The sequence below is a fragment of the Corynebacterium sp. 045007 genome, from assembly GCF_040743205.1.
Classification (GTDB): domain Bacteria; phylum Actinomycetota; class Actinomycetes; order Mycobacteriales; family Mycobacteriaceae; genus Corynebacterium; species Corynebacterium jeikeium_D.
Map to the genome: position 1 here is coordinate 84,608 of NZ_JBFLKW010000002.1, position 23,477 is coordinate 108,084.

General features: G+C 58.1%; 19 protein-coding genes and 1 tRNA gene. 8 read left to right on the forward strand and 12 right to left on the reverse strand.

Annotated features, from left to right (window positions below; translation table 11 throughout):
* Positions 1-23: 23 nt before the first annotated feature.
* The 3 genes from AB1Z34_RS01685 (at position 24) to AB1Z34_RS01695 (ending at position 5,550) form a co-directional block, all read left to right on the forward strand.
* Positions 24-3,407, forward strand: coding sequence for a heterodisulfide reductase-related iron-sulfur binding cluster (locus AB1Z34_RS01685; protein ID WP_367157798.1), 3,384 nt, complete (start codon positions 24-26; stop codon positions 3,405-3,407).
* A 249-nt stretch (positions 3,408-3,656) separates the two neighbouring features.
* Positions 3,657-4,763, forward strand: coding sequence for a histidine kinase (locus tag AB1Z34_RS01690; protein WP_222865240.1), 1,107 nt, complete (start codon positions 3,657-3,659; stop codon positions 4,761-4,763).
* 133 nt (positions 4,764-4,896) lie between these two features.
* Positions 4,897-5,550, forward strand: coding sequence for a response regulator transcription factor (locus tag AB1Z34_RS01695; protein WP_016421571.1), 654 nt, complete (start codon positions 4,897-4,899; stop codon positions 5,548-5,550).
* 140 nt (positions 5,551-5,690) lie between these two features.
* On the opposite strand, the gene AB1Z34_RS01700 is transcribed toward AB1Z34_RS01695, so the two are convergent.
* From AB1Z34_RS01700 to AB1Z34_RS01710, 3 genes are read right to left on the reverse strand one after another with little or no spacing between them, the layout of a single operon-like run.
* Positions 5,691-6,290, reverse strand: coding sequence for a hypothetical protein (locus AB1Z34_RS01700; protein WP_005511781.1), 600 nt, complete (start codon positions 6,288-6,290; stop codon positions 5,691-5,693).
* Between the two features lie 8 nt (positions 6,291-6,298).
* Positions 6,299-6,973 (reverse strand): hypothetical protein, encoded by a 675-nt coding sequence (locus tag AB1Z34_RS01705; RefSeq protein WP_005511744.1) that lies wholly within the window; start codon positions 6,971-6,973, stop codon positions 6,299-6,301.
* A 45-nt stretch (positions 6,974-7,018) separates the two neighbouring features.
* Positions 7,019-7,612 carry a hypothetical protein gene (locus AB1Z34_RS01710; protein WP_016421574.1) on the reverse strand — a complete coding sequence of 198 codons (594 nt, stop codon included), beginning with the start codon at positions 7,610-7,612 and terminating at the stop codon, positions 7,019-7,021.
* Positions 7,613-8,130: 518 nt separating this feature from the next.
* On the opposite strand from AB1Z34_RS01710, the gene AB1Z34_RS01715 reads away from it, so the two are divergent.
* On the forward strand, positions 8,131-8,322 hold the full coding sequence (locus AB1Z34_RS01715) for a hypothetical protein (protein WP_049171743.1): 192 nt from the start codon (positions 8,131-8,133) through the stop codon (positions 8,320-8,322).
* Positions 8,323-8,372: 50 nt separating this feature from the next.
* On the opposite strand, the gene AB1Z34_RS01720 is transcribed toward AB1Z34_RS01715, so the two are convergent.
* On the reverse strand, positions 8,373-9,140 hold the full coding sequence (locus tag AB1Z34_RS01720) for an FMN reductase (RefSeq protein ID WP_256884532.1): 768 nt from the start codon (positions 9,138-9,140) through the stop codon (positions 8,373-8,375).
* Positions 9,140-10,261: a CE1758 family FMN-dependent luciferase-like monooxygenase gene (locus AB1Z34_RS01725; protein ID WP_049171747.1), complete on the reverse strand. Its 1,122-nt coding sequence runs from the start codon at positions 10,259-10,261 to the stop codon at positions 9,140-9,142. The genes AB1Z34_RS01720 and AB1Z34_RS01725 overlap by 1 nt, the downstream gene beginning before the upstream one ends.
* A 303-nt stretch (positions 10,262-10,564) precedes the next feature.
* Here AB1Z34_RS01725 and AB1Z34_RS01730 point away from each other — a divergent pair, with 303 nt between their 5' ends.
* From AB1Z34_RS01730 to AB1Z34_RS01740, 3 genes are all read left to right on the forward strand, one after another.
* The gene (locus AB1Z34_RS01730; protein WP_016421578.1) at positions 10,565-11,101 is read left to right on the forward strand and encodes a YceI family protein; all 537 of its coding nucleotides are present in this window, start codon (positions 10,565-10,567) and stop codon (positions 11,099-11,101) included.
* Positions 11,102-11,237: 136 nt separating this feature from the next.
* A complete protein-coding gene (locus AB1Z34_RS01735; protein ID WP_306295413.1) occupies positions 11,238-12,620 on the forward strand; it encodes a pyridoxal phosphate-dependent aminotransferase in 1,383 nt (460 codons plus the stop codon).
* A 544-nt stretch (positions 12,621-13,164) separates the two neighbouring features.
* Positions 13,165-14,595, forward strand: coding sequence for a YibE/F family protein (locus AB1Z34_RS01740; protein WP_367157799.1), 1,431 nt, complete (start codon positions 13,165-13,167; stop codon positions 14,593-14,595).
* Here the strand turns inward: AB1Z34_RS01740 and AB1Z34_RS01745 are convergent.
* Both AB1Z34_RS01745 and dcd read right to left on the reverse strand, forming a co-directional pair.
* Positions 14,592-15,974 (reverse strand): UDP-glucose/GDP-mannose dehydrogenase family protein, encoded by a 1,383-nt coding sequence (locus AB1Z34_RS01745; RefSeq protein ID WP_367157800.1) that lies wholly within the window; start codon positions 15,972-15,974, stop codon positions 14,592-14,594. The genes AB1Z34_RS01740 and AB1Z34_RS01745 overlap by 4 nt on opposite strands.
* A 201-nt stretch (positions 15,975-16,175) precedes the next feature.
* Positions 16,176-16,757 carry a dCTP deaminase gene (dcd, locus tag AB1Z34_RS01750; RefSeq protein ID WP_038626826.1) on the reverse strand — a complete coding sequence of 194 codons (582 nt, stop codon included), beginning with the start codon at positions 16,755-16,757 and terminating at the stop codon, positions 16,176-16,178.
* 208 nt (positions 16,758-16,965) lie between these two features.
* Between dcd and AB1Z34_RS01755 the strand changes: the two genes are divergently transcribed.
* A tRNA-Gly gene (locus AB1Z34_RS01755) sits at positions 16,966-17,039 on the forward strand.
* A 149-nt stretch (positions 17,040-17,188) separates the two neighbouring features.
* On the opposite strand, the gene AB1Z34_RS01760 is transcribed toward AB1Z34_RS01755, so the two are convergent.
* From AB1Z34_RS01760 to AB1Z34_RS01780, 5 genes are read right to left on the reverse strand one after another with little or no spacing between them, the layout of a single operon-like run.
* On the reverse strand, positions 17,189-18,580 hold the full coding sequence (locus AB1Z34_RS01760; protein WP_070602388.1) for an ABC transporter ATP-binding protein: 1,392 nt from the start codon (positions 18,578-18,580) through the stop codon (positions 17,189-17,191).
* A complete protein-coding gene (locus AB1Z34_RS01765) occupies positions 18,577-19,263 on the reverse strand; it encodes an energy-coupling factor transporter transmembrane protein EcfT (RefSeq protein ID WP_070437217.1) in 687 nt (228 codons plus the stop codon). Before AB1Z34_RS01765 ends, AB1Z34_RS01760 begins: the two co-directional genes overlap by 4 nt.
* Positions 19,256-19,852 (reverse strand): MptD family putative ECF transporter S component, encoded by a 597-nt coding sequence (locus AB1Z34_RS01770; RefSeq protein WP_070437219.1) that lies wholly within the window; start codon positions 19,850-19,852, stop codon positions 19,256-19,258. Before AB1Z34_RS01770 ends, AB1Z34_RS01765 begins: the two co-directional genes overlap by 8 nt.
* 34 nt (positions 19,853-19,886) lie before the next feature.
* On the reverse strand, positions 19,887-21,635 hold the full coding sequence (locus AB1Z34_RS01775; protein ID WP_367157801.1) for an ABC transporter ATP-binding protein: 1,749 nt from the start codon (positions 21,633-21,635) through the stop codon (positions 19,887-19,889).
* Complete coding sequence (locus tag AB1Z34_RS01780) at positions 21,632-23,419, reverse strand: ABC transporter ATP-binding protein (protein ID WP_070602446.1); 1,788 nt, start codon at positions 23,417-23,419, stop codon at positions 21,632-21,634. The genes AB1Z34_RS01775 and AB1Z34_RS01780 overlap by 4 nt, the downstream gene beginning before the upstream one ends.
* Between the last annotated feature and the right edge of the window lie 58 nt (positions 23,420-23,477).

Genomic DNA, 23,477 nt, shown 5'->3' on the forward strand with positions numbered 1-23,477 from the left:
TGAGCCAGCCTAGAAGGAACATTATGAGCGTGCTCAACCTCGCCGCGGCGACGGCTGACACGGCGATTCCGGAATCTACCGGATTCACCGTCGCAGTCGGCGTTATTGGCGTCCTGTTGTCCCTGCCCTGCTGGTTCATCTTTATTAAGGGATTCACCCATATGGTGAAGACCATCATGGTGGGCCAAAAGACGTACGGTCACACCGGTGAATGGGGAACCCGTATTTGGACCATGATCCGAGAGATCGTCGGTCACACCAAGATGGCCAAGAAGCCCGGCGTTGCTGTGGCTCACTGGTTCGTCATGGTGGGCTTCCTCCTCGGTTCCCTAGTGTGGTTCGAGGCGTACATTCAGACCTTCTGGCCAGCCGGTGGTTGGCCAATCCTCAGGAATCTGACCGCCTGGCACTTCATCGACGAACTGCTCGGCCTGGGCACCACCCTGGGCATCCTGGCACTGATTCTCGTCCGCCAGACCAACCTGGGCAAGGAGCGTCTGAGCCGCTTCTACGGATCCAACGCCAAGGCTGCCTACTTCGTTGAGGCCGTCGTCCTCATCGAGGGCCTGGGCATGATGTTCGTCAAGGCTGCCAAGCTGGCTACCTACGGCGACCACGGTCACACTGGCGCCGAGGTCTGGACCTGGGCGAACTTCGTCACCGGTGGTATCGCACAGATTCTGCCGGCCTCCGAAGTCATGGTGTCCATCTTCGCGCTGATTAAGCTGCTGTCCGGTATGGTCTGGCTCTTCGTTGTTGGCCGCAACCTAACTTGGGGTGTCGCATGGCACCGCTTCCTGGCGTTCGCCAACATCCTGCTCAAGCGCAACGCTGACGGCTACAACGCCCTCGCTGGGGCTAAGCCGATGACCTCTAACGGCGAAATCCTGAACCTGGAAGAGGCTGACCCGGAGGTTGACTCCATGGGCACCGGCGTAGTCACCGACCACTCCTGGAAGGCTCTGCTGGACTTCACCTCCTGCACCGAGTGTGGTCGCTGCCAGGAGCAGTGCCCGGCATGGAACACTTCCAAGCCGCTGTCCCCGAAGCTGCTGGTTAACCAGCTGCGTGACCACGCTTACGCTTCTGCCCCGTACCTGTTGGCTGGCGAGACCATCGAAACCGCTCGCGAGGGCGAAGGTGCTGGCGCAGCACTCCTGACCAAGCCGCTGGTTGGCGACGGCGACGAGGGCATCATCGACCAGGACGTTCTGTGGTCCTGCACCAACTGTGGTGCCTGTGTTGAGCAGTGCCCGGTTGACATTGAGCACATCGACCACATCGTTGATATGCGTCGCTACCAGGTCCTGGTGGAGTCGGACTTCCCGACCGAGCTGGCTGGCCTGTTCAAGAACCTTGAGACCAAGGGCAACCCGTGGGGCCAGAACGCTTCCACTCGCGCCGACTGGATCAATGAGGTCCGCAAGGAAGGCGTCGTTGTCCCGATTTGGGGCGAGGATGTCGAGAGCTTCGACGATACCGAGTACCTGTTCTGGGTCGGTTGTGCCGGTGCTTACGACGACAATGCGAAGAAGACCACCAAGGCTGTTGCAGAGATGCTTTACACCGCAGGTGTGAAGTACGCTGTGCTCTCCCAGGCCGAGGGTTGTACTGGCGACTCCGCTCGCCGTGCTGGTAACGAATTCCTCTTCCAGATGTTGGCTGAGCAGAACATCGAGCAGCTCGACGAGGTCTTCGACGGTGTGCCGCCTAAGCAGCGCAAGATTGTCGTCACCTGTGCGCACTGCTTCAACACCTTCAAGAACGAGTACCCGGAGCTGGGCGGACAGTACGAAGTTGTCCACCACACCCAGCTGCTGAACAAGCTGGTTCGTGCTAACCGCCTGCAGCCGGTTGCTTCGGGTCAGGGCCGCCAGGTCACCTACCACGACCCATGCTTCCTGGGCCGCCACAACAAGGTATTCGAAGCTCCGCGTGAGCTGATTGGCGCGTCCGGCGCCAACCTCGTCGAAATGCCACGTAATAAGAACACCGGCTTCTGCTGTGGTGCTGGTGGCGCTCGCATGTGGATGGAAGAGACCATCGGTCAGCGCATCAACGTAAACCGCACCGAAGAGGCTGTCGGAACCGGCGCTGAGGCAATTGCCATCGGCTGCCCGTTCTGTAAGACGATGATGAACGATGGCGTCAACAACGTCATCGAGGACGACGAGAAGAAGCCGGAGGTCCTGGACATCGCCCAGATGCTCCGCGACTCCGTGAAGGTCGACGGCGAGCTGCCGCAGGCACGCGAACCGGAGTGGATTGAGCAGCCGGAGCGTGGCTGGGTCGATCCGAAGAAGGCTGAAGAGGAAGAGCGTCAGCGCCTCGAGGAAGAGGAAGCTAAGCGCAAGAAGGCTGAGGCTGCCGAGAAGAAGAAGGCAGAGAAGGCTTCCGCTGCCGGCGCTGGTGCCGCAGCTGCTGGTGCTGCTGCAGGCGCTGCCGCCAAGGGTGGCGCTCCGACTCCGGGTGGTGCTCCGAAGCCGGGTGGTGCCAAGGGCGGCGCACCGACCCCAGGTGGTGCCAAGAAGGGCGCTCCGACTCCGGGTGGTGCTCCAAAGCCAGGCGGTGCCAAGGCCGGCGCACCAACTCCGGGTGGCGCCAAGAAGGGTGCTCCTGCTCCGGGTGGCGCTCCGAAGCCAGGCGGCGCCAAGGCCGGCGCCCCGGTTCCAGGTGGTGCAAAGGGCGGCGCCCCGACCCCAGGCGGTGCCAAGAAGGGTGCTCCAGCTCCGGGCGGCGCTCCGAAGCCAGGCGGAGCAAAGGCCGGCGCACCGGTTCCAGGTGGCGCTAAGAAGGGCGCTCCAGTTCCGGGCGGCGCCAAGGCCGCTAAGCCGGCCGCGCAGGCAGAGCCAGCAGCTGCAGAAACCGAAGCTCCGGCTGAGGCTCCGAAGGCAACCAAGGGCGCTCCGATTCCGGGTGGCGCACGCAAGGGTGCCCCGGTTCCAGGTGCTGCTAAGAAGGCAGCTCCGGCCGCGAAGCCGAAGGCCGAGGAAACCGCTCCCGCCGAGGACACCGCTGCTGAAGTAGCGGCCACCGAGTCCGAGCAGCCAGCAGCTGACCAGCCAGCAGCTGAGCAGCCGAAGACCGCATCCGGTGCTCCGGTTCCGGGCGGCGCACGCAAGGGCGCTCCAATCCCGGGTGGCGCACGCAAGGCCAAGCCAGTCGCTAGCACCCCTGCCCCGGCAGCAGAGGAAACCGAAGCTCAGGAGGCTCCTGCTCAGCCAAAGGCAGAGCAGGCTCCGGCGCAGCCAGAGGTTACCGAACAGCAGTCGGCGGAAGATGCCACCTCCACCGAGCAGGCCACTGAGACCCCAGCCGAGGAGACGCAGGCGCCGTCGGCAAGCGCTAAGAACCTTCCGCGCAACCAGCACGGAGTTCCGCTGCCAGGATCGGCGCGACGTAAGTAGCGCTCGCTAAGTAAGCAGGAATCCGCCCGAGAGGTTATTCTTCCCGGGCGGATTTTTTGTGCTTTACGACGGTCCCTGCGCCACGGCATTAATCATGCAAATGGCACTCTCAACCGCACTGACAATATATTGATTACTGCATCCCGTTAGAGATGACCGCGTTGTGGTGTGGAAAGAGGTCTTGGCGTAGTGATTAAGAAATCGCTGTCACAGATAAGGGACTTTCTGAGGACTCCGGGGTCAGTGGAGATGGTCATTGCGCTGGTTCTCACGGCTCTCGATGCGCTAATTTTCCGCGAGAGCAACTCTGATCTGTTGTTGCCGACCATTATCGGTGGCCTTCAGGTCATTCTTGTTGCTGTGGCGACCTATCTGCCACTTTTTGCCATGGTGGTTGTCCCAGCGAATTTCTTGGCATTGACTTTCCTTCCCACAGAGCAGGCTCCAATGCAGATTTTCTGCGCGCTTCTCATCGTGGAAGTGATGCGTGCTAACAACAACAAGATGCCGGCGAGAATCACTGCGTTGCTCTTGTTGGTGATCTCAAACTACGACGTCAACACAAGTACTTTCGCACGCGACCATGTCGCGACCTTTGTGACAACACTACTTTTTGTAATTGCCTACGCCATCGGCATGATGCGCAGTCGCTACAAAGAACAACGCCGGCGGGCAACGATTGAATCTAACCGCGCTCTGGAAGAGCAACGCCTTGAGTTGGCGACCGTACTGCACGACTCCACTGCCAAGTCCTTTACTCGCGTAACCATGCTGGCGCAGGCGCTCGCCATCGAGCGAGAAGGGACCGATGAAAAACTTGAAGAATCCCTGGAGGACATCGCAGAGACCTCCCGAGAAGGCCTGCTACAGCTTCGCCAGTTGCTTTCATTGCTGAAATCAGCTGACGACGAGAGTTCTTTGACCTCCGCTATCGGCCAGGATGAGCGAGTTCCCAGCATGAGCAGGGTGCTTCAACAGGCCAAGGATGAACTGCAGGAAGCTGGGTTTAACGTTTCGCTGGCCACGAAGATTGAAACCGAGCCCTCTTTGACGCAGATTTCAGAGGTTATCTCGCCGGCGCTGTCGGAGTTCTGCACGAACATTCAGAAGTACGGCGAACCGCAAACGAACGTTCACATTCTGGCGCTGAGCAATGAGGAAGATGGCTTCACGCTCGACATCAGCAATCAGATATCGAAGGCGCTACCGCATTTTCTGCCGCGGGCGATGCTCTCGAGCGGTTTGGGGCTTTCCTCACTGCATCGGCGAGTGCGACCGTGGGACGGTTCCATCACGTCAGAACGAGAGGGAAATGTGTGGAATTGCAAACTCCACATGCCACCTACCAACCAGTAGGTTACGCTAGCGTAAGATTGGTGTAGGAGCCGCCTGTGACGAAGATATCTCTCGAAAAGTCCTGGTTAGCGTAGTAATATCACACGATGACAGATATTGTTCGGTTTTTATAACTTCTATGAAAGGTTCGCGGATGTCTGACATTAAGGTTCTCATTGTCGACGACGACCCACTCGTACTCTCGACGCTGCGAACCTATTTCAAGAAGGCACCGCATATCACCGTGGTCGATGAAGCCAGCGATGGCCACGAGGCTCTCAACATTATTGCCCGTGGTGGCGTTGACGTAGTTTTGACCGATATTCATATGCCCAACATGGACGGCGTTGAGCTACTTGAGCGCATTAAGAAGGTGGAGAATCCACCGAAATTCATCGCTATCACCTCATTTGATACCGATGAAACAATGCTGAAAATCTTGAGTCTCGGCGGAAATGGCTACATTCTCAAAACTGCCCGCCCGGAATCCGTCATTGGCACCGTTGAAGATGTTTTCCAGGGCGGCACCGTCATCTCACCGATTTCTGCGACTCGGCTGATTAAAACTCTGCCGTCCCGCAACATTTCCTCGTACAAAATCACTCAAGCCGAGCGAGAGGTTCTCGGCCTGATCTGCCGCGGCAAATCGAACCACGACATCGCCAAGGAGCTCGGCAAGTCGCCGGGCACTATCAAGAAGCATCTCTCCAGCATGTTCAATAAGTTTGGAGCTACCTCTCGCCTGGACCTGGCGCTGAAAGCAATAGATGCGGGCTTCCATCCGCCGGCATCCGCTGCCGCAGAATAACCAGGGGCTCTGAGATTTGGCCGGTTAGCGGCTCTGAATTGAGCCTTTGCAGGCCCGAGATAGATAGCAAAAAGGGGCATATTCACTTTCGCGAATATGCCCCTTTTACCCGTGCTGAGTGTGGAGAGAGAACTGTGTAACTACTGGATGGTCACCTCGACATGTCGCTCGCGCGGAGCCACACCGAAGTAGCTGCGCCCAATTGGCTCCCACGTCTTCGAGTTGGCGTTGCAGCGAACTGTCTGTCCGGCGAACTCGTCAACCAGGAATCCCCAGCTCAGACGACCAGTTTCACCCTTGCGCACTTCGTACGGTCCGATCTTCTGCCCGAGGCTCCAAACCATCTCTCGGGAGTATTCCCAGGAGTACTTGCGGTTGAGCTCCTTACTGACCTTCACACTGACAGAGATATTGGTCCACCACTTCTTGGTCTTGGACTCCTTGATGGTCTGCGTCAGCGGAATCGGCTCATCACCGATGTCATTCTTCGTAGAAACAACGCCCTCAACGTCGTAGCGAGAGCCGGTGATTTCCACGAACTCAGCCACCGAACCCGGAGCTTCACAAGTGGTTCCCGGTGCCGGACCGCGGTCAACTGCCGCCGGCTTGGGCACTGGTACCCACTCCTCCGGCGCGAACGGTTCACCGGCTCCTGGATTCGGGGCGGCCACCGCTGTCGGAGCACCGAGTCCGAGCGCAAAGACCGTCGTCAAGCACATGGCGACAACACGCTTTTTCATAACTGCTCCTAGTCGTTAATCGTGGCGGATGCCGGGCCGCCGTCACCGGAGTTACCGCTGACAGGCGCCCACTGCTGACGGTGCTCGCCCTCCTTGGTGGTCTTGTGCCAGACCACGAAGCGAGTCGACGGCCCCTTGCCGTTGTACTCACCGAAGTAGGGCTCACCGCGCCACAGGCCGGTCTTCTGGTCACAGGTGCGAACACGGCCAATGAAGGACTTCATGTGCACGCCGTAGTCTGCGCGAACGGTCTCACCGGGGTTGACGGTCACCGGGCCCAGCTTGTCGCCAACCGACCACTGACTGACCTCGACGATGCCGTACTTGTTCTTCACCCCGTGGAGGAACACGTCCCACATATTTCCGGAGCTCATGGCCTTCACAGACTCGTTGACTCCCTCTGTCACCTCGAGGGTGTACTGAATAGGGCGGTCAGTGCGGTTGGTGAATGAGTTAGTGCCATTGTAGCGGTCCCATTCGTCGGTAATCCACTGTTCCCAGGGGTGACGCTTGGCATCCTTGACCGGGTCACATTTATCCGTATTGGTGAAACCGGTGTGGTGCTCATCCTGGTCAGGGGTCTGGGTCAGCGGGGTCGCCGCGGCCTGTCCAACGATGCCTGGTGCAAGAAGACTTGCACCCATCACCGCGCAGGCCAGGGCCTTCTTTTTCAGGCTCAACATGGAGAAACTTCCTTCTGCTTCGAGGCTTTAGGGGCTCTGGCCGTCTTAAACGGCGTACTCCTTGACCTGCGGAGCAGCACCGTCCACGGAGCGGTCAGCTTCGTTGGCGCGCATGGAAACGCGAATGTGACGCTCCTTCGGGATGGTGCCCCAGTACGGACGACCCGCGTCAATCCACTTTCCGCCCTTACAGGTCAGGTGAGTACCTTCGAAGGACTGATTCAGGAAGCCATACTCCAGAACACCGGTGTAGCCGGGCTTGACAGGGTACGGGCCGAGGGTCTGGCCAACTTCCCAGGTCTGAGTGGACTGGTAGCCGGCACTGAAGGTGACGTGGAAGAGCTTGAGCAAATCGAAGTCGACCGAACCGCCGACGTTCCAGGACTTGGTCTTGCCTTCCTTCAGGGTCTGAGTCAGCGGCAGGTCGGTGTCGCCGTAGTTAGCGACAGTCGCAGTACCTTCGACCTCGAACTTCGAGCCGGTGATCTTCAGGGACTGGCCGGACTGGCCTTCAACGGAGCAAGTGCCACCGACAGTGCCCGGGGTGGGGGCTGGGGCAGCTTCAGCCATCGGGGCGACAGCCAGCGAGGACATGGTGACCAGGGCTGCAATGGAGCCGGAGAGCAGGGTCTTCTTCACGGCGAAATCCTTTCAGGATGTGACGAGCAACTCGTAAGGAAATACTTGAACTGACACCTGCAAAGGTAAGTCGAAATTCAGCGTTTTGTAATGGAAAATTTTCGACTGGCTTTACGACGGCCGCAGCGATTATCCACATAGTAAAAATGGAATCTCACCGATTTCTACCACGCGAAAATACGACATCTAATTGACCTTGACCAGCGATTATGGGCGCCACAATAAGATTTCGGCGATCAATTCAATCGCATCAGAACTACGCCTTTTGAACCAATTCAAAAATGCCTCGGTCGGCCACTTGGTACTAGACAATCAACATTTCGGCCACTAGCCCACCTACATAAAGACACCAGAGAGTAGCCGAATGGCCACCCCCAGGCGCGGGCAGGTAGAGAGACCTCCACACTTCACACTCTTGATTAAATAGTTATGATTTCTTTATTAATCACTGGCGAAGTCCGGCAGTCCACACAGCCTTGACACTTTGCCGAGGCAGATATCTTTCGGAGTACTACCTAATGTTTCGACGCACTTCTGTTCTTGCTACCACCATTGCATCCGCAGCACTTTCCCTGGGCGCGCTGACCGGCGCCCCGACCGCTACCGCAGCACCGACAGCTACGACCAGCAGCGACGACCTGCAGGTTAAGGAATACGCTCTTTCCGATACCTTCTCTTGCGACTACTACAACCTCCCGTGGTGCCGCTAAAGAGCGCTGACCCCCTACCCCTCCTCTGCCGCCCCTTCACGTGAGCGCGGCTACTTCGCGGTGCCGTCGAGCCCCTCTAGAAGTGTGGCAAAATCCGTGACGTTAGTATCCACCCGCGTGTTTGTACTGCGTCGCCTGTTCGGCGCGCTGGCACCCTGATTCCCCTCGCTGGCCCCGCCCGCTGAATGCGCTGCAGCCTTTTCTTCAGCTTCGTTCCCAAAATCTGGACCAAAACCGACTACTGCCGAGCGAACACCGACAAGGTACTCGGCAAGCTCACGAGCTGCACGCACGACGCGATTGTTCATCTCCGCGCCAGATACTCCGCCGGCGCCATTTCCGGCACCATCGCCAGCACCAAAGTCCTCAGTAGCCGCAAATACAGCAGTCGGCATAACCGTGCCGCGCAGGTAGCTAAACAGCGGACGCATCGCATACTCCAGCACCAACGAATGTCGTGCTGTGCCAGCCGTCGCAGCAATAATGACCGGCATAGAAGTCAGCGCATCCTTATCCAAGGCGTCGAAAAACATCTTGAACAACCCCGAGTAGGACGCTGCGAACACCGGGGTCGCGGCAATCAATCCATCAGCACCGCTGACAGTATCGAGGGCGGCGCGCAATTTTTCGTCGTAAAGCCCTGTGGACATCACAGTGCCGAGGCTGACAGCGAGTTCGCGCAGCTCGACGTACTCAACTTGGACCCCCTCGCCACGCTTGGAGACCTGCGCCTCGACGGCCTCCGCGATGCGGTCGGCAAGGATGCGCGTGGTTGATGGATCGGAAACACCGGCACTTACGACGACGAGCTTTTTCACTACTGATTCCTTTCAGCCGGGCGGACGAGAAGGTGCGGGGAATCTGCGCCCTCGGCAACCAGCGAGGCATGCGTCGGCGGGTCGGAAGGCACGTGCGCCGGACGGCGGCGCTCGAACTCTTCACGCAGGACCGGAACGATTTCGGTTCCCAGGATTTCAACCTGCTCCAACGCCATTTCCAGCGGCAGGCCGGCGTGATCGATAAGGAAGAGCTGACGCTGGTAGTCGCCAACGGCGTCTGCATAGCCCAGGTAACGTTCGATGATTTGCTCAGGCGTGCCGACGGTCAGTGGAGTGATGTTCTCGAATTCTTCCAGAGATGGCCCATGTCCATAGACCGGGGCATTGTCGAAGTATGGGCGGAAAATCTCCTTGGCCTTCTTCTCCGTCTCAGCGGCGAAGACCTGACCGCCAAGCCCGACGATTGCCTGATCAGCAGCACCATGACCGTAGTGCTCATAGCGCTGGCGGTAGAGATTGACCATGGCTGTGGTGTGCTCGATATTCCAGAAAATGTGATTATGGAAGAAGCCGTCCCCATAGAAGGCGGCCTGCTCAGCAATCTCAGTGGAGCGGATTGAGCCGTGCCACACGAAAGGTGCTACACCGTCGAGCGGGCGCGGTGTGGACGTAAATGACTGCAGCGGAGTGCGGAATTGACCTTGCCAATCCACATTCTCCTCACGCCAAAGGGTGCGCAGTAGGTGATAGTTCTCGATGGCCAGCGGAATTCCCTTGCGAATATCCTTGCCAAACCACGGATAAACAGGCCCGGTGTTGCCGCGGCCCATCATGAGATCAATGCGACCTTCGGAAAGGTGCTGGAGGTAGGCGTAATCCTCGGCGATGCGCACGGGGTCGGTGGTGGTAATCAGCGTTGTCGAAGTCGACAGAATCAGATTTTCGGTCTGTGCTGCGAGGTTGGCTAATAAAATCGGCGGATTCGCCGGTGCCACAAACGGTGGATTGTGGTGCTGGCCAGTAGCAAATACATCGAGGCCGACCTCTTCGGCCTTCTTCGCTAGGGCGACAGTTGCCTTAATTCGCTCATGTTCAGTAGGGATTTGTCCAGTCGTGGGATCTTTTGTGACGTCGCCAATTGTAAAAATTCCGAATTGCATAATGCTCAATCCTAAATAGCAGTTGTTGACATGTCAACGCCTGTTATGCTGGGCATAAGCACTTAAAACGACTCCATATGAACCGCCTCCAACCAAAGGAGCCTCGCCCAGCCATGACAAAACCCCGAGCCAATCGCCCGACCGGATGTGCGCTTCTAAAAAATATTCGGCATTTTCTTTGAACTTTGTTGACACATCATCACATCTAGAGTTATCGTTGACACGTCAACACCGGAAGTTGGTTCCGGCGGACAAAAATACTTCGAAACATTCGAGATACTTTTAACTTTTAGGAGATTCACTATGGCTCTTCAGTCTGGCAACTACGTTCTTGATGCACAGCACTCCACCGTTGGATTCACCGTTCGTCACGCAATGATTACCAAGGTTCACGGCCAGTTCACTGAGTTTGAGTCCGTTATTAATTTTGATGCCGACAAGCCGGAGAATTCCACGGCAAAGGCGACCATTCAGGCGAACTCCATCAACACCAACAATGAAGAGCGCGACAACCACCTGCGCTCGAAGGACTTCTTCGGCACCGACGAAAACCCAACCTTCGAATTCGTTTCCACCGCTATCGAGCTCCAGAGCGAAGAAAAGGCCACCGTTACCGGCGACCTAACCATCAACGGCATCACCAAGCCGGTCACCCTGGATGTCGACATTTTCGGCTCCGCTGAAGACCCATGGGGTCAGACTCGCGTTGGCTTCGAGGCAGCCACCAAGATTGACCGCACCGATTTCGGCATCGATTACAACGCTCCTATTAAGACTGGCGGCCTGCTCCTTGGCAACGAGATTTCCCTGCAGATCGACGGCTCCGCAGTTAAGCAGTAACTAGCAGCCAGAACCCCAGCTGCCCGCAACCCAGTAAAGCGTCCTGCATCCTCATGCAGGGCGCTTTTGCGCAATCAATGTGCAATTAATCTGCCCCCGCTGTGAGAAAAGCATGGTGCGGGAGCAAAAAAGTGGCATGCTTAGACAGGTGAGTTCCAGTAAAGACACTTCCCAGGGCACCGAAACCACCAACGAGACAACGCAGGACGCTCAGACTGCGCAGGCCGCTCAGGCCGAGCAGTCCCGTGCTGCCCGTGTTGCCGCCCGTCGTGGAAACATCAGGGCACCTCGCCGCACTCCACTGAAGACACTGGACCAATCCTCCAAGCTGCAGAACGTCCTCTACGACATTCGCGGTCCGGTGACTACTCTCGCCGAACAGATGGAGGCCGACGGCCACCGCATCATGATGCTCAACACCGGCAATCCGGCAAAGTTCGGCTTTGATGCACCTGACACCATCGTGCAGGACATGGTCCGCGCCCTCCCCCACGCACAGGGCTACTCCGAGTCCAAGGGTATTTACTCCGCACGCCGTGCCGTCGTCACGCGCTATGAGATGGACCCGGACTTCCCCCGTTTCGACGTCAACGACGTCTGGCTGGGCAACGGCGTCTCCGAGCTGATTTCCATCACCACGCAGGCGCTGCTCAACGAGGGCGATGAGGTCCTCATTCCAGCTCCGGATTACCCGCTCTGGACTGCAGCAACCACCCTCGCCGGCGGCAAGGCCGTCCACTACACGTGTGATGAGGAGAACAACTGGGCCCCGGATGTCGAAGACATTCGCTCGAAGGTGACGGATCGCACGAAGGCGATTGTCATCATCAACCCGAACAATCCGACCGGCGCGGTCTACACACGCCAGACACTCGAAGCCATCGTCGATATCGCTCGTGAGCACTCACTCCTGCTGCTTTCCGACGAAATCTACGACCGCATCCTCTACGACGATGCAGAGCACATTTCCACTGCCTCCTTGGCCCCGGATTTGCTCTGTATCACCTTCAACGGCCTGTCCAAGACCTACCGTGTGGCCGGCTACCGCGCTGGCTGGATGGTGCTGACTGGCCCGAAGCGCCACGCAGAGGGCTTTATCGAGGGCATCAACTTGCTGGCCAGCACCCGTCTATGCCCGAATGTCCCTGCTCAACACGGCATTCAGGTGGCACTTGGCGGCTACCAGTCCATCGAGGACTTGATCCTGCCAGGGGGTCGCCTTCTGGAGCAGCGCAATGTCGCCTACGAGGGACTGACCTCAATTCCGGGCGTGAGCTGCGTGAAGCCGATGGGCGCCATGTACGCATTCCCGAAGCTGGATCCGAACGTCTACGAAATTCACGATGACGAAAAGCTGATGCTCGACATCCTGCGTGAAGAGAAGATCCTGATGGTCGGCGGCTCTGGCTTCAACTACCCGACGCCGGATCACTTCCGAATTGTCACCCTGCCGTGGGCACGCGACCTGAAGGAAGCCATCGAGCGCCTGGGCAACTTCCTGGTCAGCTACAAGCAATAGCAGTACTTAAGGTTGCGCACGCTACTGGTTCTGCCCTTCTCACATATCGATGCGCTATTCACTTATGGACACACTGGAGCGCATCGATGAGTGAGTATTGCATCGATAGGTGGGCCATAGCGCTGATGACCACGGCCCGGCGCGCCGGAATGGCGGTACGCCTTCCGGTGCTGGTGCAGCGATTAGGTTATTAAGGGTGGGCAGGCATTCAAAAGATTCAATGAACTCTGACAACCAGCAACCTTTTCGCGTTGCTCCGGGTTCCGACATAGGTGCGCATCTCGACGTACTGAAGAACTCGAACAGCGGCTCCCCTACCGGCCGGTTCCGGGCTGTCAATACCGCGAATCAACCCAACTCTGCAACCTCGGCTGCCCCAGCACGACATGCAGAACCAGCCGCACATTCAAAACCAGCACCGGTACGGCAAAACGAACCTGCACAAGCCAAACCAAAACCAACGAAACCGCGGCACAACCCCACAAGAGCACGTCGCTTACTGGCCACAGTTCTCACAGTTGCCGGCATTGTCACTTTCCTCGCAGTGATTGGTCTCTGGCCATCGGGTGAAGCTCCGAGCCCAGGGCCGGGATTCCTGCAGTCACAGACGTCAGCTGCAGAGACGGTTAAGGGAACCGTCGTAAAGCAGAGCGTCGGCACGTGCAATTCGCCTGACAACGGACGCGTCTTCGACGACCAGCCGCGTCCAGGGCTGACGGCTTCGCTCAACGACCCCGCGGCGCCGAAGTGCCAGCTCTCGGTCATTGAGCTGACCTCAGGCCCAGACGAGGGCAAGAAGACGCTTCTGGAGGCATCCGGCCTTCCCGGCGAAATTGAGCTGGAGGAGGGCGACAAGGTCGTCCTGGCAATTCACCGTCCAAACGCGGCCGGTACCGGAGCTGTCGACAATGGTGCCGTGCCGGATCCGGGGTTGATGACACCGGCTCCCGGCGTTGTTCCCGCGCCTGCCCCTGAGGGCGCAGAGGGTGAGCCTGCTCCTGATGCAGAGGCTCCGGCACCAGCTCCAGCCCCGGAGCAGCAACCAGCACCTGAATCCGACGCAGAGGCCCCCGCTGCCCCCGAAGCTCCTGCTCCCGCGGCCGACACTAATGTCGTCGACCTCGCGCCTCATCAGGTTGTCGACACCGCTAGCATCGGCAACACCTACACCTTCCTGGACATGGATCGCACCACGACCATCTGGATGTGGCTCGGCGCAGCGGTGCTGCTCATCATCCTCGTCGGCATGACTCGCGGAGTCTTGAGCCTCATTGGTCTTGGCATCACGCTGGCCGCAGTGATGGGATTCCTGGTTCCGGCACTGCTACGCGGTGGCGATCCTGTGGCCTTAGCCATCACGGCGGGCGCGGCGATCCTCTTCCCGGTGCTCTTCCTCGTACATGGCATCAATTGGAAGTCAGCTTCCGCACTGGCGGGAACACTCACCACGATGGTGTTGGCGGCGGGCCTGGCCAACCTCGCAATCTCCACGTCACAGCTACGTGGTCTCGGCAACGAGGACAACCTGCTCATTCAGCTTTACCTGCCTGACGTCTCCGTCACAGGTCTGCTTCTGGCGGGATTCATCATCGGCGCGTTGGGCGTGCTTAACGACGTCACCATCGCCCAGGCATCGACCGTCCAGGAGCTTTACGAAGCAGCTCCGCGGTCGCGGCCTATGGAGGTCTTCCGCTCGGCAATGCGCGTCGGTCGCGATCACATCGCGTCGATGGTCTACACACTGGTACTGGCGTACCTCGGCACCGCACTACCGCTATCGATTTTGTTAAGCGTCTCCGACCGGCCGCTGATGCAGTCGTTGACCTCCGATGTCGTGGCCACAGAGCTGCTGCGTTCCACCATCGGTGCGGTGGCTTTGGTACTCGCAGTGCCGATTACCACCCTCATCGCCGCCTATACCGTGGCCCCGGAGGGTATGAAGTTTCCGAAGCGCTCGAGGGCGGCTAGCATTTAGCCGCGGCCGAGGCAGGTGACATCCCAGCCTGCGGCACGCCACTGGTCGGCTGGCAGGCAGTTGCGGCCGTCGAGCACTGCTGCACGCTTGACCAGCTTCTTCGCAGCCACCGGGTCGATGTCGCGGAACTGCTGCCACTCGGTGGCGACGACAACCATCTCCGTGCCTTCCAGGGCAGCTTCGATGCTCGGTGCGTACTCCAAGGTCGGGAAATTCTTCTTGGCGTTCTCCATGGCCTGCGGGTCATAAACACTCACCGAAGCGCCCGCCAGAGACAGCGAACCAGCAATCGACAGCGCCGGGGAGTCACGCACATCGTCAGAGTTCGGCTTGAAAGCCGCACCCAGCACGGTCACGGTGTGGCCGAGCAGCGAGCCGCCGAAGCTACCACGCACCAGGTCAACGGTCTTTTCACGGCGACGCATGTTAATCGCATCGACCTCACGCAGGAAGGTCAGCGCCTGGTCAACGCCCAGCTCACCGGCGCGGGCCATGAATGCGCGGATATCCTTCGGCAGGCAACCGCCGCCGAAGCCCAGCCCCGCATTGAGGAAGCGGCGGCCAATTCGAGCGTCCATACCGATGGCGTCGGCAAGCGTGGTGATATCCGCACCTGTGACCTCACAGATTTCAGAGACCGCGTTGATGAAGGAAATCTTGGTGGCGAGGAATGCATTCGCCGACACCTTCACCAGCTCTGCGGTGGCGGTGTCCGCGACGATAAACGGCGTCTCACGCTCAAAGATAGGACCGAAGCACTCGCGCAGGCTTTCCTCAGCGATCGATTCGACTTCCTGACCTGCACCATTGAGGATCATGCCCGGCTTCTGGGTGCCCAGCACCACACGGTCCGGCTCGAGAGTGTCCTTTACCGCGAAGCCCTCGCGCAGGAACTCCGGGTTCCAGGCGATCTCGAGACTGGTGTTCTTCAACTCATCATCGCCGGATGCGGCGCGCTCACTGATCATCTCCGCAGCCAGCTCCTGCAAGCGCGGTGCGGTACCGACGGGCACAGTGGACTTACCAAACACTAAATGCTTGCCGACGACGCGCTTGGCCAATTCGGTAACAGCTGCGTCCACATAGCGAACATCGGCTGCGTACGAGCCCTTGACCTGCGGAGTTCCGACACCTACGAAGTGGACGTTCGCAAATTCAACAGCCTCGTCGTAGTTAGTGGTGAAACGTAGTCGCCCCGACTCAACGTGCTTCTTTAGCAGTTCGGGCAAGCCGGGTTCAAAGAAAGGAACTTGGCCTGCGGACAATGCCTCAATCTTGGCGGGATCAACATCTACGCCGAGAACCTCGTGGCCTAACTCCGCCATCGCCGCGGCATGAGTGGCGCCAAGGTAACCCGTACCAATAACCGTAATACGCATAAGGGCTATTATTTATCGAAAGATAAAAGGCCCTCAAGCCGATTTAACCCTTAAATGGTGTGAACTAAAGGCCCATATTTAGGCTTTTCACCTGCGGAAACTCTTTATTGAACAATTGTTTCCATTTCTTCACCGAGAATTCACTCGGGGCTATTCACAATTCATTTATATTCCGAGTTCATATCCCGAGTTTCAGGTGCCTTATTCCTCATCGCGGAAGTTCAGGTACGCACGCGACGGCGTCGGGCCGCGCTGCCCCTGATACTTCGAACCGAGCTTGCCGGAACCGTAAGGCACCTCTGCCGGCGAGGACATCTTGAACAGTGCCAGCTGGCCGACCTTCATATTTGGCCACAGTGCGATAGGCAAGTTCGCCACATTGGATAGCTCCAGCGTGATGTGACCTGAAAACCCTGGGTCAATAAAGCCGGCGGTCGAGTGCGTTGCCAGGCCCAGACGCCCCAGCGAAGACTTACCTTCCAGGCGGCCTGCCAAGTTCGGAGGAATAGTGAAGTACTCCAGGGTCGATGCCAGGACGAACTCGCCCGGGTGAAGAATGAAGGGCTGCCCTTCTGGAACCTCGTGCGGGGACGTCAGTTCTTCCTGCGGCAACTTCGGATCGATGTGCGTGTACTGCGAGTTGTTAAAAACTCGGAAGAACTTGTCCAGACGCACGTCGATGGACGAAGGCTGAATCATCTTCGGGTCAAAAGGATCAATGCCGAGATGGCCGGAGCCTTCGGCATCGATAGCGGCACGAATATCACGATCTGAGAGCAACACATAGACCAGCTTAACCGCTCTGTAATGCACAGCGTGCGCGGGTTGCAGGATATGCCCGCGATAAATTCAGCGGAGCTGCTGCCAACCAATTTTTTTCGACGCGAATCGAGAGTGCTACATTGAAGTTACAGAGGGCGACTGATTTCCTGCATGCCACACCTACTGTGCCAATCCCGTGGCGTGCTTTTAATCATTCCGCCTACTGTGTGCCGATGTAGTTCAATGGTAGAACTCCTGCTTCCCAAGCAGGCGGCGCGGGTTCGATTCCCGTCATCGGCTCCACTTAGACGTCGAAAATGATAAGTAGGCGTTTGCGTTAGCGAGTATGCCCCAAGGGGGTCAAGAAAATCGCTTGCGTTAGCGAGTGTATAGCGCGTTAACTCTGACCTGTAGAAACACTTTCCTCTCTTTCGGCTGAGTGAGCGTTTGCGTTAGCAGGCGTTGATTTGGTCGAGGTGGATAGCGTGGTCGGCGACCTCGGTAACGAGTTCAGCATCGTGGGTGATGACGATGACGACGGCACCAGTGTCAGCGAGTTTACGCATTACTCGGGAAATCGCGACAAGGTGTTTGTAGCCAACACCGGACGTGGGCTCGTCGAAGATGTAAACTTTCTTGTTCGCAGCAAGCGCTGTAGCAATAACCAGACGTTGACGTTGCCCGCCAGAGAGTGCTTGCGGATGATCAGCCTCGTGGTCGGCAAGGTCGAGTTCTTCAAGGATCGCGTGGGCATCGATGTGTTGCTTTTCGGCTTTGGTCGTGCCGAGCGTGACTTCGTCGATGACGGTATCTGAGAACAACTGTCGGGTAGGGTCTTGCATCACAAGGTAGGCGTCGCGGCTGGTGAATTTTTGTCCGCCGAGTGTGATGGATGCATGTTTGGCTTTTTCTAGTCCGCAAACAATGCGTGCCAGTGTTGATTTGCCTGACCCGCACGGGCCGAGGAGTGCCGTGATTTTCCCTGCCGGAAACAACACGTGGTTAATATTGAGGACTGTGTTTCCGTGGCGGTAGGCAAAGGCGAGGTTGTCGATTGTGAGCCCTTCACCTTCTGGTTCGGGCAGGCTCGGCATGGATACGGGCACTAGGGATCGCAGCCCAAGCTGTTTGCGCTCCTCATCCGAGGTAGCGTAGAACTCTTCGCCGGTTGCGGTGAGGACAATCTTGCCTTTGTCGAAGCAGTAGACACGGTCGACGATCCCGGAAAGGAAACTTAGCCGGTGTTCAGCAATGATGATGGTGTGTCCATCGGCTTTGAGCCTGGCGATGAGTGTGGCGAGTTGGTCGATAACGTCAGCGGACAAGTTCGCGGTTGGCTCGTCAAAGACGATCAGCGACGTGTTGTTGCACATGGCGACGGAGCAGGCCACGCGTTGCATCTGTCCGCCTGATAGTTGTGTGACGCGGGATTCCAGCAGGTCGGCGATACCTAACTCGGCTGCGACCTCGTCAATGCGGGCACAGATCTCCTGCGGGTCGCGGCCGAGATTTTCTGGGCCGAAGGCGAGTTCTTGGCGCACGTGGGTGGTGTAGAACTGGGTGCGCGGGTTTTGAAACACTGTCGAACAGTGGTGGGCAAGGCGTGGCAGGTCTGTTTGTGCCACGTCAATGTCGTCGACTGTGACGTTTCCGGTAAGGTCGCCGTCGTGGAAGTGCGGGATGAGCCCGTTAAATAGCCGTAGTGCGGTGGTTTTTCCTGACCCGGATGCGCCACACAGCAAGGTGACGGTTCCGGGTGTGATGGTGATGGTTGCGTCGTTGATTGAGGGGTGGTCTGCTCCTCGATAGGTGAAGGTGACCCTAGTTGCTTGGGCTATTGTCATAGGACGATTCTCCATATCGCGAAGCCGATAACGATGAGCAGAATGACTGCGTCGACCACTCGGAATTTCACGACTGTGACTGAGGTGGGCTTTGCGGTTCCGCCCAGTCCGCGCACGAGGGCGGCCGATGCCAGTTCGTCCCCGCTGCGTACCACGGTCGATAGCAGAGGGATTGTGAAGTATTGCGCCGCACGCAGTGAGAGCACGGACATGCCGCGTAGTTTCATGGCATCTGAGATCGCTTTAACTTCGTGGCCGATCACGGGCAGCACACGTAACGCGACTGAGATCGGGATCGTGAAACAGGTCGGGATTCGTGAGCTGGCGAGTGCTTTTTGCAAGGTGGCGGGTCGGATTACGCCGATCGCGTAGGCTCCCATTCCTGCGCTGACGCTGAATCGCCACATCCACTGCAGAAACAGCACGAGGAACGCGCTGGCTGTTGATTTCCAGACCAGGGGTATCACGAAGACGAGTGTGCCGAGAGCCGCAAACGTGGCCAGGTAGACGGCCACCCAGCTCGGGCGCACGAGCGTGTTGGGGTTGATCGTAGCGCTCGTCAGCATCACGGCGGCGAATCCGCCCAGAGTACACACGAACCACGGCGAGTAGGCACTGTAGATCGTGGTGGAGACGATGACGAGCGCTGCGATAATGGTGCGCGGGTCGGGAAGTTTAGACAAGACCGGCCCGTTCAAAGTGTTTGCGCGCGACCCTGGTTCCCAACAGACCAGCAAGCCAGCCCACGATGAGCATCACGCCGAAGAAGCCCAGCAGAATCGGAATCGTGACGACCTGTGCCATCTTGGCGGCATACTCGGCACCCATTTGTTCGGCGATCTGCGACATATATGCGTCTTGGTTCATAAATAGCGGAATCCACGGGGAAACATAGATCGGCAGAATAAACAGTGCATATGCCAGCGGGACACGAACTTTCACGCTCTTCGGCCCCTTGGTGATCACCAAGTCAGCGAGCAGGCCGAACACAGCGGCGATCGCAATTCCTCCCACCCAGTGGCCGGTCACGAAGAAGAGGATTTCGATGATAATCAGCATGATTGTCAACGCCCCCATCTTCGGAGTGCGGGCAGTAAACAGCGCAAAGACGATGCCGTTAACGAGGATAGAAAGCAAGAAGCCGGCATACATGGCAGCCGGAATGAACCCGAGCATTCCGAATGCAAACACGATGACGAACATCAAGGCAGTGAAGACGCCGATATTGATGAAGTCGCGCGCGTTGAGGCGCGAGGATGTGGGTGTGGACATAGTTTTTCCTTTTATGTGCTGATATGCGCTGTGTTTAGACGAGTTGCCATCCGCCTGCGTTGATGCGCTCTTGCCAGAAATCGCGGTATTGACCCGGCTGGTTGACCAGCTCGTCGTGGCACCCGCGCTGGGCGATACGCCCACCGTGGGAGAGCACAATAATTTGGCCAGCTTGTCGAATGGTTTCAAGTTTGTGGGCGATCACGATCAGCGTGGAGTGCTTGCGTAGCTCATTCATCGCCGCAACAATATTGGCTTCATTTTCCGCGTCCAATGCGCTGGTGGCCTCATCGAAAAGCACGATCGGGGCCTTCTTCACCAAGGCGCGAGCGATAGAGACGCGTTGCCGTTCCCCACCTGACAGTGCACGCCCGCCAGAACCCGCCAATGAATTCCAGCCATCTGGGAGGCGGTTGACGATTTCCGTCACGCCCGACAGGTCAGCGGCCCACCTGATTTCTTCATCGGTGGCTTCTGGGTTGCCAAGGCGAATGTTGGCTTCGAGAGTGTCGTTGAATAAGTAGACGTCTTGGAAGACAAGAGACACCTGGCGCATCAAATCTTCGGTGGTCTGCTCGCGCACGTCCACTCCGCCAACGCGCACGCTGCCGGACTGCACATCCCAGAAACGTGCAACCAACCGGGCGATCGTCGTCTTCCCGCACCCAGATGGACCAACCAGGGCACACATGCCACCTTGCGGGACATGGAAGGAAATATCACGGAGAACCGGGGTGTCCGGATCGTAGCCGAAGGTGACGTCCTCGAAACGAACATCACCAGGGGCGTTTATCGGTGTAGAGGCATCGGGTTCGGACAGTTCGGGGGCATCCATGACCTTGTCGACGTGGTTCATCTGCTGGCGGCGTTCTTCCAGCCCGGTCATGCAGCCACCGATGTCTTGGAGCATGGTGGTGAACCGCAGGCACATGCCGATTGTGACCACGGCGTTCAGCGCATTCATTTGCCCGCCGAGGGCGAGTTGGGCGGTCAGCCAGATCATCACCACAATGAGCGCTTGAACGAACATCCCATTAATCAGGTTCGCTAGTGTTTCGATCCACAATGCTTTGCGACCCTTGCGGTCAGCCTGTTTGAATGCCCGATCAAGGGCCGGGTAGTCGTCGGCGACATGGCAGGAGCGCAGCGCGCCTTGGCAGGTGGCGAATTCGACCATGCGAGCCGCCAGCTCCGATTCGGCTGGTTCGGAAACCTTCTTGCCCTTATCGAGAAGCACACGGGAAATATGGAGGAAGGCAAGCATGATCGGGAACGCGATCGTCAAGGTCAGTCCCAGCCGCCAATCCCAGAACCAGGTTCCCACAGTGATCACCAGCACGGCCGAGAGTTTTTGGACGAGAGAGAAAATGAAATGTGCCGCCGACTCGCCCAAGTTCATCATTTCCTGGGTGACCATGCGCGACAGCCGTCCAGAGCTACCCGAATCGAACACTCCCAACGGTAGGCGGGCTACTTTGTTACCTACTGCCTGGTGGACGTCGTGAATGAATCCAAGCGCGCCGATATAGCCGGTGCGCATGCCATAAAACTCCGTGCCCACGCCCAGCACCGCGAACACCGCCAAGGCGATGAGCCAGCCCCAAAACGACAGCCCCCACACCGGCATTCCGGTCGCCAAGGCGCTTGCTGCAGGGAGTAGCGCGAGCAGGGCAAAGCCGTGACACAGTCCTGAGACCGCACCCCACGCTTGACCAACCGAAAGGTCTCGCCACGAGGCGGGTTCCATCAAACGCTTAAAGCGTGGCAGCAATAGTTGATTCATCGTGTCATCTCCTCGCATGCACCTTGGGCAAGAAGTGCCTGATAGTGCGCATTACCCAACAACTCGTCGTGTTTACCGACCACAGCAATGCCCCCGCGTTCCATGACGACAATCTGATCCGCGCCCCTGATCGAGGCCAGTCGGTGGGCGATCACAATCACGGTTCTGCCTTTGGCAAGAGTCGAGAGAGCTTGTTGGATTTTCGATTCCGATTCCGGGTCCGCCATCGCCGTCGCCTCGTCCAGCACCAACACTGGGGCATCAACCATGAGCGCCCGGGCGATCGCGATACGGGCTGCCTGCCCGCCCGAAACGTGGGTGTCCTCCCCCAACACAGTGTCGTAACCATCTGGCAGGCTCATGATGAACTCGTCGATCTGCGCTGCTCTCGCCGCCTGCCGCACCTGATCCAAGGTTGCGTCTCGCGCGCCCAGGGCAATGTTGTTGTGGATGGTGTCGCGAATAAGCTGTGCATCTTGCAGGACGAATGCGACCGTCGAATACAACACATCCTGGGAAATGCTCTTTAGATCAACCCCGCCGATGGTGATCGTGCCAGCGTCCGGGTCATCAAAGCGGGCCATCAAACTCGCCAACGTCGACTTCCCCGCACCCGACGGGCCAACCAGCGCGGTCACCGTGCCTGCCGGAATGCTCAGGCTCACCTCGTCTAATGCCTGGGTGTCGTCATAGGCATACGACACACCCCGAATCTCGATATCATGACCGTGTGGTGTCTGTGGCGCATCGGGCTGACTCAACGCCGGTAGCTCCATGACATTCACCAGCCGTACTGCCGCTGAACCTGCGAGCTGATAAGACCAGGCGATGGTTGCGACTGCCATCAACGCTCCCGGCAGCACCAAGGCAATCAACGTCGTCGCTATCACCTCGTAGATGCTCACCCAACCGGCGTTCATCATCAACGCGCCACCGCCAAGGTTCACGATCAACAACACCGGGATCGACACCCACGAAAATGAGGCGACCGACATCGACACCAGCGGCATACACCACGCCCGGTAGAACTTAGAAAACTCGTTAGCTGCATCTAAATAGGCTTTATGTGCTTGGCCAACCTTGCCGAACGCTTTCACCACTGAGATACCGGCAACGAACTCGGCCATCGTTGCCGAAACCTGAGCAAGCTTGGTGTCCATTTCCGCGGTCTTCTCATTCATCCCACGCATCGACATGCCATACATGCCCACATAAACCGGAATCGTCGCAATCGACAGCAGAGCGAGCCGCCAATCCACCACGAACGCATAGGCCAACAAGGCGAGCGGGGAGACGATTGCGTTCAGTTTCTCGATCGGCCCGTGTGCGATCACTGTGTGCACCGTGGCCGTATCATCCTGAATGGTCTTGCGGATCTTCCCTTCGCCCTCGCGGGTAAACCACGACAGCGGAGCAGTCGACATTCGGGCGGCAATTTGCCGACGCATCTGATTACGCAACGACAGGTCAATAAAATGCGTCACGCCCAACGCAACAAAATACAAAGTCAACCGCGCCATGTAAGCAGAAACAAGGAGCATCACGATCCAGTTCACCCGCGCCGGGTCCACCCGGTCTTGCATCAGCGCAGCTCCCAGCTCCACCAAAGCCACATAGGGTGCGATAGCCAACACCCCAGAGGCGAACGTTAAGGCCTGCGCGATAAACAGTTTGCCTTTCACCGGCTGCGATAGCTGACGGATCGCGTTCTGGCCAGCGACTGATTTTTCCTTCGCCGACCCATACTCGCCTTCAACAACCTGATCCGTTGCACTTTCGTTCACGTAAGCACCATCCTTCTTAGGCATGCCTAACCTTACTATATTTCTGGGAGGTGTGTCT